13 protein-coding genes are annotated in these 12725 nt (G+C 70.9%); 9 read left to right on the forward strand and 4 right to left on the reverse strand.

What is annotated here, in order from left to right:
- Positions 1-41: 41 nt before the first annotated feature.
- Complete coding sequence (locus OG276_RS11670) at positions 42-1448, reverse strand: family 2B encapsulin nanocompartment shell protein (protein ID WP_266904622.1); 1407 nt, start codon at positions 1446-1448, stop codon at positions 42-44.
- Positions 1449-1673: 225 nt separating this feature from the next.
- Here OG276_RS11670 and OG276_RS11675 point away from each other — a divergent pair, with 225 nt between their 5' ends.
- The 4 genes from OG276_RS11675 to OG276_RS11690 all read left to right on the forward strand — a co-directional run bounded on the left by OG276_RS11675 (position 1674) and on the right by OG276_RS11690 (position 5276).
- Positions 1674-2126 carry an Rrf2 family transcriptional regulator gene (locus OG276_RS11675; protein WP_266904624.1) on the forward strand — a complete coding sequence of 151 codons (453 nt, stop codon included), beginning with the start codon at positions 1674-1676 and terminating at the stop codon, positions 2124-2126.
- Positions 2127-2294: 168 nt separating this feature from the next.
- Positions 2295-3491: a globin domain-containing protein gene (locus OG276_RS11680; RefSeq protein ID WP_266904626.1), complete on the forward strand. Its 1197-nt coding sequence runs from the start codon at positions 2295-2297 to the stop codon at positions 3489-3491.
- A 93-nt stretch (positions 3492-3584) separates the two neighbouring features.
- Positions 3585-4175: an N-acetylmuramoyl-L-alanine amidase gene (locus OG276_RS11685; RefSeq protein ID WP_266904628.1), complete on the forward strand. Its 591-nt coding sequence runs from the start codon at positions 3585-3587 to the stop codon at positions 4173-4175.
- 180 nt (positions 4176-4355) lie between these two features.
- A complete protein-coding gene (locus OG276_RS11690; protein ID WP_266904630.1) occupies positions 4356-5276 on the forward strand; it encodes a 1-aminocyclopropane-1-carboxylate deaminase/D-cysteine desulfhydrase in 921 nt (306 codons plus the stop codon).
- 43 nt (positions 5277-5319) lie between these two features.
- On the opposite strand, the gene OG276_RS11695 is transcribed toward OG276_RS11690, so the two are convergent.
- Positions 5320-6897, reverse strand: coding sequence for a Na+/H+ antiporter (locus OG276_RS11695; protein ID WP_266904632.1), 1578 nt, complete (start codon positions 6895-6897; stop codon positions 5320-5322).
- 63 nt (positions 6898-6960) lie between these two features.
- Here OG276_RS11695 and OG276_RS11700 point away from each other — a divergent pair, with 63 nt between their 5' ends.
- From OG276_RS11700 to OG276_RS11710, 3 genes are all read left to right on the forward strand, one after another.
- A complete protein-coding gene (locus tag OG276_RS11700) occupies positions 6961-7221 on the forward strand; it encodes a UBP-type zinc finger domain-containing protein (protein WP_250750367.1) in 261 nt (86 codons plus the stop codon).
- Between the two features lie 236 nt (positions 7222-7457).
- Entirely contained in the window at positions 7458-7871 is a 414-nt protein-coding gene (locus tag OG276_RS11705) for an anti-sigma regulatory factor (RefSeq protein WP_214949331.1), read from the forward strand.
- Positions 7868-8953: an RNA polymerase sigma factor SigF gene (locus OG276_RS11710; RefSeq protein ID WP_266904637.1), complete on the forward strand. Its 1086-nt coding sequence runs from the start codon at positions 7868-7870 to the stop codon at positions 8951-8953. The genes OG276_RS11705 and OG276_RS11710 overlap by 4 nt, the downstream gene beginning before the upstream one ends.
- Before the next feature lie 55 nt (positions 8954-9008).
- On the opposite strand, the gene OG276_RS11715 is transcribed toward OG276_RS11710, so the two are convergent.
- Positions 9009-9443, reverse strand: a complete 435-nt coding sequence (locus OG276_RS11715) for a hypothetical protein (RefSeq protein ID WP_266904639.1) — start codon at positions 9441-9443, stop codon at positions 9009-9011.
- Between the two features lie 85 nt (positions 9444-9528).
- Here OG276_RS11715 and OG276_RS11720 point away from each other — a divergent pair, with 85 nt between their 5' ends.
- Positions 9529-10494 (forward strand): diacylglycerol kinase family protein, encoded by a 966-nt coding sequence (locus OG276_RS11720; RefSeq protein WP_266904641.1) that lies wholly within the window; start codon positions 9529-9531, stop codon positions 10492-10494.
- A 332-nt stretch (positions 10495-10826) separates the two neighbouring features.
- Positions 10827-11084: a WhiB family transcriptional regulator gene (locus OG276_RS11725; RefSeq protein WP_004937597.1), complete on the forward strand. Its 258-nt coding sequence runs from the start codon at positions 10827-10829 to the stop codon at positions 11082-11084.
- 159 nt (positions 11085-11243) lie between these two features.
- Here the strand turns inward: OG276_RS11725 and OG276_RS11730 are convergent, their stop codons facing one another.
- Positions 11244-12713 carry a sensor histidine kinase gene (locus OG276_RS11730; protein WP_266912719.1) on the reverse strand — a complete coding sequence of 490 codons (1470 nt, stop codon included), beginning with the start codon at positions 12711-12713 and terminating at the stop codon, positions 11244-11246.
- Positions 12714-12725 lie beyond the last annotated feature (12 nt).

Here is a 12725-nt window from a genome sequence, read left to right on the forward strand (position 1 = left end):
TCGTGCCCATCGCCCCGGCGTCGGCGCCGGAGCCGGCCGGGTCAGCTCCAGCGGGCGATCTCGACGTTCTCCAGGACGCCGAGCGCGTCCGGCACCAGCACCGCGGCGGAGAAGTAGGTGGTGACCAGGTAGGAGATGATCGCCTGCTCGCTGATCCCCATGAACCGCACCGAGGTGCTCGGCTCGATCTCGTCCGGGATCCCGGGCTGGTGCAGGCCGATCACGCCCGACTCGTCCTCGCCGGTGCGCATGCAGAGGATGGAGGTCGTACGGGCGTCGCTGATCGGGATCTTGTTGGACGGGAACATCGGGACCCCGCGCCAGGACGGCACCCGGTGCCCGCCGATCTCGACCGACTCCGGGTACAGCCCGCGCTTGTTGCACTCGCGCCCGAAGGCGGCGATGGCCTTGGGGTGCGCCAGGAAGAACTTGGAGCCGCGCCGCATGCTGAGCAGCTGGTCCATGTCGTCGGGGCTGGGCGCGCCGTCGTGGGACTGGATGCGCTGGTCGTAGTCGGCGTTGTGCAGGAGGCCGAAGTCGCGGTTGTTGAGCATCTCGTGCTCCTGGCGCTCGCGCAGCGCCTCGACCGTGAGCCTGAGCTGCTGCTCGGTCTGGTTCATCGGCTGGTTGTACAGGTCGGCGACTCGGGTGTGGACGCGCAGAACCGTTTGCGCGATGGAGAGTTCGTACTCGCGCGGCCGGGCCTCGTAGTCCACGAAGGTGCCCGGCAGCACGGCCTCGCCCTGGTGGCCGGCGGAGAGGTCGATCGCGGCCTCGCCGTACTTGTTGGTGCGCTGCTCCGGCAGGGCCCGTACGGAATCCAGGTGCGCCCGCAGCGAGTCGACGCGGTCGGCGAGGATCTGGAAGTCCTGGCGGGAGAGGACGAGCACGGTGCCGGCGGTGGCGGCGCGGGCGGTGTACTCCCAGATGGCCTCCTCGTCGACGAGGGAGCCCTCGCCGAAGAAGGCCCCGTCGGCGACGGTCTGCAGGACGGCGTCATCGCCGTAGGGACCGGGGCCGATCTGGTCGATGCGCCCGTGGGCGAGCAGGAACACCTTGTCGGCGGGGCTGCCGAAGGAGGTGAGCTCCTGGCCCGGCTCGAAGTCGATCTGGTGGCAGCGCGCGGCGAGTTCGGCCAGCGCGTCGGGGTCGTCGTAGTCGCGCAGAACCGGGAGCTCCCCCAGCTCCGCCGGAATCACCTGGACCTGCGTGCCGGTCTTGATGAACTCCACGATGCCGTTGCCGACGGAGTAGCTCAGCCGCCGGTTGACGCGGTACGTGCCGCCCTGGACGGACACCCAGGGGAGCATCTTCAGGAGCCACCGCGAGGTGATCTCCTGCATCTGCGGCGCGGACTTGGTCGTGGTTGCCAAGTTCCGCGCGGCCGATGTCCCCAGACTGCGCTGCGGTGCCTGGGTCTCGGATTCGGAACCTGCCTGGACCGACATGAATTTTCCCTTCGATCACTCCATGAATCTGCGGAAGGAGCCTTTCAGCACGGACCGTGGTCGGACCATTACACAAAAGGGTGGGATTACTCCGTCCGTGGCTGGGCACTCTCTTGAGCTCAACTCCCGCCCCACGGGACACTTGGACCCCACTCGTTTCAGCCATCCGCACGGCGGCCGCCGTTTAAATTTGCACGGTGGATGCAAGTTTTCTACGCTGGACCCATGCGGCTGACCCGATTCACCGACCTCGCCCTGCGCGTCCTGATGCGTCTGGCCGTCGCGGAGGCGGACCTCCCGACCACCCGCGACGTGGCGGCGACCATGGAGGTCCCGTACACCCACACCGCGAAAGTGGTCGCCAAGCTGCAGCATCTCGGTCTGGTCGAAGCCCGCCGCGGACGCGGCGGCGGCCTCACCCTGACCCCCGCCGGGCGCGCCGCCTCGGTGGGCGGGGTGGTCCGCGAGCTGGAGGGCGCCGGCGACGTCGTGGACTGCGACGGCGCCGTCGCATGCCCACTGCGGAGCGCGTGCATCCTGCGCGGGGCGCTCCGCCGGGCCCAGGAGGCCTTCTTCGCCTCCCTGGACCCGCTGACGGTGAACGACCTGGTCGCAGCCCCGACCGGGCCGCTCCTGCTGGGCATTTCGGGCGGATCGACCGGGGCCGGAAGACCCTGACGACGCAGGCCGGATGGCCGGTTCGCACCGGCACCGGGCCCGCATAGCCTGACGTCCATAGACACTTCGAACAGAGATCCGTATCACTGCAGACGCCCGCAACCCTGCCCATAAATACGCATCTCACATTCCAGTTCTGCGACCCATCCCGACCCGAGGAGTCACCCGATGCTTTCCGAGAAGTCGACCGCGACCGTACGAGCCACCCTGCCCGCCGTGGGCGCGGCCATCGGCGACATCACGGAGCTCTTCTACGGGAAGCTCTTCGCGGCCCACCCCGAACTGATCCGCGACCTCTTCAACCGCGGCAACCAGAACGCCGGCCTGCAGAAGCAGGCCCTCGCCGGCTCCATCGCCGCCTTCGCCACTCACCTCGTGGACCACCCGGACGCCCGCCCCGACGTCATGCTGGGCCGGATAGCCCACAAGCACGCCTCGCTCGGCGTCACCCGCGAGCAGTACCCGATCGTCCACAAGCACCTCTTCGAGGCCATCGTGGAGATCCTCGGCGAAGCCGTCACCCCCGAGGTCGCCGAAGCCTGGGACGAGGTCTACTGGCTCATGGCGAACGCCCTCATCACCATCGAGGAACGCCTCTACGCCGAGCAGCAGGTCCTCGCCGGCGACGTCTGGCGCACCTGGACGGTCGCCGCCCGCGTCGAGGAGACCGCGGACTGCACCACCTTCCACCTCACCCCCGCCGACAACGCCCCGGCGCCGTCGTTCAAGCCGGGCCAGTACGTCTCCGTCCAGGTCGAACTGGCCGACGGCGCACGCCAGATCCGCCAGTACAGCCTCTCCAGCGCCCCCGGCTCCCCCACCCGCTCCATCACCGTCAAGCGGGTCCACGGCCCCGCCGCCACCGGCCCCGACGGCGAGGTCTCCAACCACCTCCACGCCCACATCCGCACCGGCGACACCCTGCGCGTCTCCATCCCCTACGGCGACCTGGTCCTCCAGGACACCACCGCGCCCGTCATCCTCGCCTCGGCGGGCATCGGCTGCACCCCGATGCTCTCCATGCTGGAACACCTCGCCGACACCGCCCACACCGCCCCGGTCACCGTCCTGCACGCCGACCGCTCCCCCGCCGACCACGCCCTGCGCACCGGCCACCGCGACCTCACCGCCAAACTCCCCGACGCCGCCGCCCACTTCTGGTACGAAGCCGACGCCGAGCCCGGCGACCACGAAGGCCGCCTCGACCTCGCCGCCATCCCCGTCGCCCCCGGCACCAAGGCCTACCTCTGCGGCCCCCTCCCCTTCATGCGGGCGGCCCGCGAACAGCTCATCACCAAGGGCGTCGCCCCCGCCGACATCCACTACGAGGTCTTCGGCCCCGACCTCTGGCTCGCCTCGGCGTGAACCGTGCGCCGGGTGCGCGCCCTTGCGACGGAATGACCGCTTCCATTAAGCGTTGAGTAACCGAGTGACTACTCACAGCAAAAGGAGGCGGTCATGTCCGTACCCCTGTCCGCGGACCGGTTCATCGGCGCCCTGAAGGCCGAGGGCCTGACGGTCGTCGAAGTCGGCGGCTGGCGCACCCGCAACCGCAACCACAAGGGCCCCTGGGGCCCGGTGCACGGGGTGATGCTCCACCACACCGTCACGCACGGGACCGCGTACACCGTCAGGCTCTGCCGCGACGGTGACGCGGCCCTCCCCGGCCCGCTCTGCCACGGCGTGATCACCAAGGACGGCCGGGTCCACCTGGTCGGCCACGGCCGCACCAACCACGCCGGCGCGGGCGACTCCGACGTCCTGGCGGCGGTGATCGCCGAGAAGCGCCTCCCGCCCGACCAGCACGCGAACACCGACGGCAACCGCCACTTCTACGGCTTCGAATGCGAAAACCTCGGCGACGGCGAGGACCCCTGGCCGGCCCCCCAACTCGACGCCATGGCCCGCGCGTCCGCCGCCCTGTGCCGCGCCCACGGCTGGACCGCCCGCTCGGTCATCGGCCACCTCGAATGGCGCCCGGGCAAGATCGACCCGAAGGGCTTCACGATGGCCTCGATGCGCACCCGCGTCGAGGAGCGCCTGAAGTAGCCCCCGGCCGACGGCCCGGCCGACCGCCCGGCCGGCCGCCGTACAGCAGGGAGACCATGGCGTGGTGGACCGAGGGCGGTGACCGGGAACCCTCTTCGAGGGTCTGGAGCCGACACCCGCCGGCACTGACTCCCCGCCCTCCCTGCGCGGGCGCGGAACACAGCGGCACACAATGGGCGGGTGGAACATCCAGTCGACCCCGGCACCGGCACACGCCCCGACGCCGGCCCCGAGCTGATCCTGCGCCCCCGCCCGGCCTCGCCGTTGCGGGAGGTCCGCGACGAGCGGTTCGAGGCGCACGGGGTCCGGCTGCTGCTCAAGCGGGACGATCTGGTGCATCCGGAGCTGCCCGGCAACAAGTGGCGCAAGCTCGCGCCGAATCTGCGGGCCGCCCTCGCGGGCGGACACCCGGAGCTCGTGACCTTCGGCGGGGCCTACTCCAACCACCTCCGGGCCACCGCCGCGGCCGGCCGGCTGCTGGGGCTGGCGACCGTGGGGATCGTACGGGGGGACGAGCTCGCGGGGCGGCCGCTGAACGACTCGCTGGCCCGGTGCGCGGCGGACGGCATGCGGCTGCACTTCGTGACCCGGTCGGCCTACCGGGACAAGGCCGGGCTCCCCGCACTGGCGGGCGCGGAGGGGGCCTACGTGATCCCCGAGGGCGGCAGCAACGCGCTCGCGCTGCACGGCTGCGCCGAGCTGGGCCGCGAGCTGAGCGGTGCCTGCGACGTGGCCGCGGTGGCCTGCGGCACCGGGGGCACCCTGGCCGGGCTGGCGGCGGGGCTCGGCGCGGGCGGGCGGGCGCTGGGAGTTCCGGTGGTCGGGGGCGGCTTCCTGGAGGCGGAGATACGTTCCCTCCAGGCGGCCGCGTTCGGCGGTCCGGCGGGCGACTGGTCGCTGGCCGAGGGCTACGCCCACGGCGGCTACGGCCGCGTCCCCGCCGGGCTGGCGGAGTTCGCGGCGGACTTCGAGTCCCGCCACGGCCTGCCGGTGGAGCGGATCTACGTGGCGAAGCTCCTCTGGGCCCTGCTCGACCTGACCCGCGCGGGCGCCTTCCCCCGCGGCACCGCCCTGGCGGCGGTCGTCACGGGCCGCCCGTAAGCCCCACCCCCGGCCCCGCCCCCGGCTGCCCTCCGGCCCGGCCTCAGCCCGCTTCCTCCCGGTACGCCGCCGCCTCCTCCAGGTCCAGGCGGCGCAGCAGGGCCCGCAGCATCTCGTCGTCGATGCGGCGGGCGTCGCGCAGGGAGACGAAGACCTCGCGTTCCGCCGCGATCATCTCCCCCGCCAGGCGGCGGTAGACGTCGTCCGCGGACTCCCCCGTCACCGCGTTGACCTCGCCCAGCCGCTCCCACACGGCGTTGCGCCGCCGCTCCAGCACCGTGCGCAGCCGGTCCGCCAGTGGGGGCGGCAGTGCGTTCGAGGGGGAGGCCAGGAGTTCCGTCAGGCGGTCCTCCGCCGCCCGCGAGGCCTCGCTCTGGGCCTGGGCCTCCGCCAGGGTCTCGGCGTGGGTGTCCTTGGCCGGCAGCCGCAGCAGCCGGATCAGCGGCGGCAGGGTCAGGCCCTGGACCACCAGGGTGCCGATCACGGTGGTGAAGGTCAGGAAGAGGATCAGGTTCCGGTGCGGCACGCCGACCGGCACGGAGAAGGCGATCGCCAGCGAGACCACGCCCCGCATGCCGGCCCAGCCCACGATGACCGGCGCCTTCCAGCTCGTCTCCGGCTCGCGCGCGCGGATCCGGGGCGAGAGCCTCGGCAGGAACGTCGCCGGGAAGACCCAGGCGAAGCGGGCCGCCACCACGACGAGGAACACGACCACCGCGTAGCCCGCCGCGGCCGCGCCCTCGTACTCCCCCAGCCCCTGCAGCACCACCGGCAACTGGAGCCCGATCAGCGCGAAGACCACCGATTCGAGGATGAAGGCGACCACCTTCCAGACCGCCTCCTCCTGGAGCCGGGTCGCGAAGTCGACCTGCCAGTTGCGGTGCCCGAGGTACAGCGCGACCACCACGACCGCCAGTACTCCGGACGCGTGCACCCGCTCCGCGGCCGCGTAGGCCACGAAGGGGATCAGCAGCGACAGGGTGTTCTGCAGGAGCGGTTCGCGCAGCTTCGTGCGCAGGACGTGGATCGGGACCATGAGCAGCAGGCCGACCGCGACACCGCCGACCGAGGCCAGCAGGAACTCCCGGATCCCGTCCGTCCAGCCGGCGCTCGCCCCGACCGCCGCCGCCAGCGCGACCTTGAAGGCGGTGATCGCGGTGGCGTCGTTGACCAGGGACTCACCCTGGAGGATGGTCGTGATCCGGTTCGGCAGTCCGAGCTTGCGGGCGATGGCCGTCGCCGCGACCGCGTCGGGCGGGGCGATGACCGCCCCCAGCACCAGTGCCACCGGCAGCGAGAGCCCCGGCACCAGCAGGTACGCCGCGTACCCGACGGCGACGGTCGCGAAGAGCACGTACCCCACGGAGAGCAGCGCCACGGGCCGGATGTTCGCCCGCAGGTCCAGGTACGAGCTGTCCACCGCGGCCGTGTAGAGCAGCGGCGGGAGCAGCAGGGGCAGCACGATGTGCGGGTCCAGGCCGTACTCGGGCACGCCCGGCACGTAGGCCGCGGCCAGTCCGGCGGCGACCAGCAGAAGCGGCGCGGGCACCGGGGTGCGGCGGGCCAGGCCCGCGACGACCGCACAGCCGGCGACCAGCGCCACCAGCGGCAATACCTCCATCGAAGATCATCCTCGCTTGAGTCATGTCATCCCGTGCGCCCGCACCTCAGTACGCTGGCCATCATGAGCGAGTGCACCCACGTTCCCGAACTGCCGCGCCCCGAGCCGGTCCCGCTTGCCCAGACCTGCCCCGAATGTCTGGCACTCGGCAGCCATCCGGTCCAGCTCCGCTTGTGCCTGGGGTGCGGGCACGTCGGCTGCTGCGACTCCTCGCCCCACCGGCACGCCACGGCGCACCACCGGGAGACCGGACATCCGGTGATGCGCAGCTTCGAACCGGGTGAGACCTGGCGATGGTGTTTTGTCGACGGTTCGATCGTCTGAAGTGGGGTAGATCAACCCTCCGCCGGTTCCCCTGATTTGGGCCCGCAGACCCCTAGCCACTGTGCGTCCCCATGGGCTTACCATCAGTCACTGGTCGCAGGTACGGCCTCGCGGCCAGCTCTGTGCAGCTAAGTTCAAAGGGGTTCTGCACCCTCCGACAGGGGTGCCGCGACACGATCGCCCGGATCGCGATAGCGTCACCGGCGAACAGAGCTCGTACCACCTTGGAGGTGAGGGTGTCCCAGATCGCAGGCGAGCCCGGGACCCAGGACTTCGTGGAAGTCCGGCTGCCCGCTGCGGGTGCCTACCTGTCTGTGCTGCGGACGGCCACGGCCGGCCTCGCGGCACGTTTGGACTTCACCCTCGACGAGATCGAGGACCTCCGCATCGCGGTGGACGAGGCCTGCGCGATCCTGCTCCAGCAGGCCGTGCCCGGCTCCGTCCTCAGCTGCGTCTTCCGGTTGGTCGACGACTCGCTGGAGGTGACCGTCTCCGCCCCGACCACCGACGGCCGGGCACCGGAGCGCGACACGTTCGCGTGGACGGTCCTCTCGGCACTCGCCGGGAAGGTCGAGGCCACGGTCGAGGAGAACAAGACGGTGAGCATCAGCCTCTACAAACAGCGCGGCGCGGGACCAGGCCCGGCGTGAGCGGCGGGGAGGTCCCGGTGCGGGGCGGGGATCGGCCCCGGGTAGGACACGAGGTCGACGGCGGCATTCCGGAGCAGCAGCACGCCCGGCCGCACCCGGCTGACACGGATGCGGAAAACGGCTTTTTGGACTCGGCGGAGCGACGGGCGGGCCCTGTGAGCGAGAACCAGCACGACCAAACACTGCCGGTCCAGCCACCGGGGGCCGCTGCCACGGCCCCGCCGGTGACCCCGGCCTCGGACACACCGTCCACGGACGCATCTGCCGCGGACACCCCCGGAGCCTTCGCGGCCCCGGTGTTCACCGCGCCGTTGCCACTCCCGGATCCGCGCGACCGCAGCGGCGCGCGGGCCCTGTTCATCGAGCTCCGGGCGCTGCCCGACGGCTCGACGGAGAAGGCGGAGCTGCGCAACCGGCTCGTACGGATGCACCTGCCGCTGGTCGAGCACCTGGCCCGGCGCTTCCGCAACCGCGGCGAGCCGCTGGACGACCTGACCCAGGTCGCCACCATCGGTCTGATCAAGTCGGTGGACCGCTTCGACCCGGACCGCGGGGTCGAGTTCTCCACGTACGCCACGCCCACGGTGGTCGGCGAGATCAAGCGCCACTTCCGCGACAAGGGCTGGGCCGTACGGGTCCCCCGGCGCCTGCAGGAGCTGCGGCTCTCGCTGACCACGGCGACGGCGGAACTGTCCCAGCAGCACGGCCGCTCCCCCACGGTGCACGAACTGGCCGAACGGCTGGGGATCTCCGAGGAGGAGGTGCTGGAGGGCCTGGAATCGGCCAACGCCTACAGCACGCTCTCGCTGGACGTCCCGGACACCGACGACGAGTCGCCGGCGGTCGCGGACACCCTGGGCTCGGAGGACGAGGCACTGGAAGGCGTCGAGTACCGCGAGTCCCTCAAGCCGCTGCTCGAAGGACTGCCTCCGCGCGAGAAGCGGATCCTGTTGCTGCGGTTCTTCGGCAACATGACCCAGTCGCAGATCGCCCAGGAGGTCGGCATCTCCCAGATGCACGTCTCCCGGCTGCTGGCCCGCACCCTGGCCCAGCTCCGCGAAAAGCTCCTGGTCGAGGAGTAGGCCGAGCAGTAGGCCGAGGAGTGGAAGGCCTCGTGGAAAAAGCCGGTCGTACGGGCTATCGGGCCTGCTCCGCGGGTCCGATGCCCAGCGCTTCGGTCGCCTTGGGGTTCACCAGGAGGGCCGTGACGGCCACCGCGGTCAGGGCCAGCGCCACGGCGGCCGCCTTCATCGCCCCTTCCGCGCCCCACAGCATCCAGGCGACCGGCAGCGACATCAGCTGGGTTATCAGCGCCGGGCCGCGGCTCCAGCGGCGGCGCAGGAGCAGTCCGCGCGCCGCGACCAGCGGCAGCGCGGCCAGGACCAGCAGGGTGACCCCGCCGGTGAGGGCCTGCACGGGGTCGGCGCCCCCGGCGACCCCCGTGTACAGATCGGCGACGCCGGGCCCGGCCAGGGCCAGCCCCTCCAGCGCGGTGAGCGCGGCGGCCGCGGTCAGCCTGCGGGGCAGCGCGGCGGGGACGGCGGACTCGGTGGGGGTGGGCTTCGTACTCACCCCAGCAGGGTAGCCGCGCCCCTCCCGCACCCGGAGGGGACGGCCAGTATGGGCGGCGCCGGAAGGGGTCGGTAGGCTGACGCCCATGCGTGCACTCCTCGTGGCCAACCCAGCAGCGACGACGACCAGTGCGCGCACGCGCGACGTCCTGACCCACGCCCTCGCCAGCGAGATGAAGCTGGAAGCGGTCACCACCGAATACCGCGGCCACGCCCGGGACCTGGGCCGCAGGGCGGCCGAGACCGGCATGGACCTGGTGGTGGCCCTCGGCGGCGACGGCACCGTCAACGAAGTGGTCAACGGACTGCTGCACGAGGGACCCGATCCGGACCGGCTGCCCGGGCTCGCGGTGGTCCCCGGCGGCTCCACCAATGTCTTCGCCCGCGCGCTCGGCCTGCCCAACGACGCGGTCGAGGCGACCGGCGCCCTGCTGGACGCACTGCGCGAGCGGCGCGAGCGGACGGTCGGCCTGGGACTCGCGGCCGGCACCCCGGGCACGGAGGACGAGTCGGTTCCGGCGCGCTGGTTCACCTTCTGCGCGGGCTTCGGCTTCGACGCGGGCGTGGTGGGCCGCGTCGAACAGCAGCGGGAACGGGGCAAGCGTTCGACCCATGCCCTGTACGTGCGACAGCTGATGCGCCAGTTCTGGGAAGAGCCCAACCGCCGGCACGGCATGGTGACGCTGGAGCGGCCCGGCGCGGATCCGGTGACGGATCTGGTGCTGTCGATAGTGTGCAACACGTCACCCTGGACATACCTGGGCAACCGGCCGCTTTACGCCTCCCCGGAGGCGTCGTTCGATACTGCGCTTGACGTATTGGCACTGGACCGTTTGTCAACTCCGGCGGTCGCTCGCTACGCGACACAGCTCCTGACCTCGACTCCTGAGCGTGGTCCGCACGGCAAGCATGCGGTGTCTCTGCACGATCTGACGGACTTCACCTTGCATTCCAAGGTGCCGCTTCCGTTCCAGATGGACGGAGACCACCTCGGGCTGCGCACCAGCGTTCGGTTCACAGGCGTACGCCGTGCACTGCGTGTGATTGTGTGAGCGGAAGGGCCGAAAGGCCTTTCACTCGAACGTTTACACGCCGGTCCACCCCTAGGAAGTAGGGCTGTGACCTAGTAGACACCGACGAATCAAAAAAAACTTTCCGGAAGGGGTTGTATCCCCGTCCGAGGTTTGCGAATCTCTACATGGCGATCGGGACAGCCCGCAGAACCCGGCACCCACACAGACCGCCAGAACCCCTCCACGAATCTCCGGCCTCCCAGGGCGACTTTTTGACCAAACTGGGTGGTCTCCCTTCCCTCACGAAGGGATTCGTGAAAGCGTTCACATTCACAAGCAACCTGCCCGCAATACAAGGAGATGGAGCAGCCATGGACTGGCGTCACAACGCCGTTTGCCGCGAGGAAGACCCGGAACTCTTCTTCCCCATCGGCAACACCGGTCCTGCGCTGCTGCAGATCGAGGAAGCCAAGGCCGTCTGCCGCCGTTGCCCCGTCATGGAGCAGTGCCTGCAGTGGGCGCTCGAGTCCGGTCAGGACTCCGGTGTCTGGGGCGGTCTCAGCGAGGACGAGCGCCGCGCAATGAAGCGCCGCGCCGCTCGCAATCGGGCGCGCAACGCAACCGCCTGACATCGACTTTCGAGCCTCGAGCCGCAGCGCGTAGTACCCATATAAGCGCTCAGCAACGTGCTCTCGAACCCCGTACCGAAAACCATTCGGTACGGGGTTCAGTGCTGTCCGGACCCCGGCCGGAGCCCTGGGCGTCACCCTGAGTGACCGGACGGTGCGCTACTTCTGCGGGCTGGCCGGTATGTCGAGGACGACCTTGGTGCCGCGCGGCTCGGACGCCACCATGTCGAAGGTCCCTCCGAGTTCGCCCTCGACCAGGGTCCGCACGATCTGCAGCCCGAGGTTGCCGGCCCGCTGCGGGTCGAACCCCTCGGGCAGACCGCAGCCGTCGTCGACCACCGAGATCAGCAGCCGGGCGTCGTCGCGGCCGGTGCCCGAGCGGGCCGCGGACACCTCCACGGTGCCGCCCTCGCCCTGTGTGAAGGCGTGCTCCAGGGCGTTCTGGAGGATCTCCGTCAGCACCATCGACAGCGGGGTGGCGACCTCCGCGTCCAGGATTCCGAAGCGGCCGGTGCGGCGGCAGTCGACCTTGCCCGGGGAGATCTCGGAGACCATCGCGATCACGCGGTCGGCGATCTCGTCGAACTCGACCCGCTCGTCCAGGTTCTGAGAAAGCGTCTCGTGCACGATCGCGATCGAACCGACGCGGCGGACGGCTTCGTTCAGCGCCTCGCGCCCCTGCGGCGAATCCATGCGGCGGGCCTGCAGGCGCAAGAGCGCGGCCACGGTCTGGAGGTTGTTCTTGACCCGGTGGTGGATCTCCCGGATGGTCGCGTCCTTGGTGATCAATTCACGTTCGCGACGGCGCAGTTCCGTGACGTCGCGGCACAGGACGAGCGAGCCGATCCGGGTGCCCTTGGGCTTGAGCGGGATGGCCCGCAGCTGGATGACCCCGCCGCTGCCCTCGGCCTCGGTCTCGCGCGGGGCCCAGCCGCTGGCGAGTTTGACCAGGGCCTCGTCCACCGGGCCGCGGGAGGGCGCGAGTTCGGAGGTGATGGTGCCCAGGTGCTGGCCGACCAGGTCGGAGGCGAGGCCGAGCCGGTGGTAGGCGGAGAGCGCGTTCGGGGACGCGTACGTCACCACGCCCTCGGCGTCGAGCCTGATCAGGCCGTCGCCCACGCGCGGGGAGGCGTCCATGTCGACCTGCTGCCCGGGGAACGGGAAGGAGCCCGCCGCGATCATCTGGGCCAGGTCGGAGGCGGACTGGAGGTAGGTGAGCTCCAGCCGGCTGGGTGTACGCACAGTGAGCAGGTTGGTATTGCGCGCGATCACTCCGAGGACCCTGCCCTCGCGGCGCACGGGGATCGACTCGACGCGGACCGGCACCTCCTCGCGCCACTCCGGGTCTCCCTCGCGCACGATGCGGCCCTCGTCGAGCGCGGCGTCGAGCAGCGGGCGGCGGCCGCGCGGGACCAGATGGCCGACCATGTCGTCCTGGTACGAGGTGGGGCCGGTGTTCGGGCGCATCTGCGCGACCGAGACGTACCGGCTGCCGTCGAGGGTGGGAACCCACAGCACGAGGTCGGCGAAGGAGAGGTCGGAGAGCAGCTGCCACTCCGAGACCAGCAGGTGGAGCCACTCCAGGTCGGTTTCACTGAGAGCGGTGTGCTGGCGTACGAGGTCGTTCATGGAGGGCACGTG

The sequence above is a fragment of the Streptomyces sp. NBC_00086 genome (assembly GCF_026343255.1).
Lineage (GTDB): Bacteria > Actinomycetota > Actinomycetes > Streptomycetales > Streptomycetaceae > Streptomyces.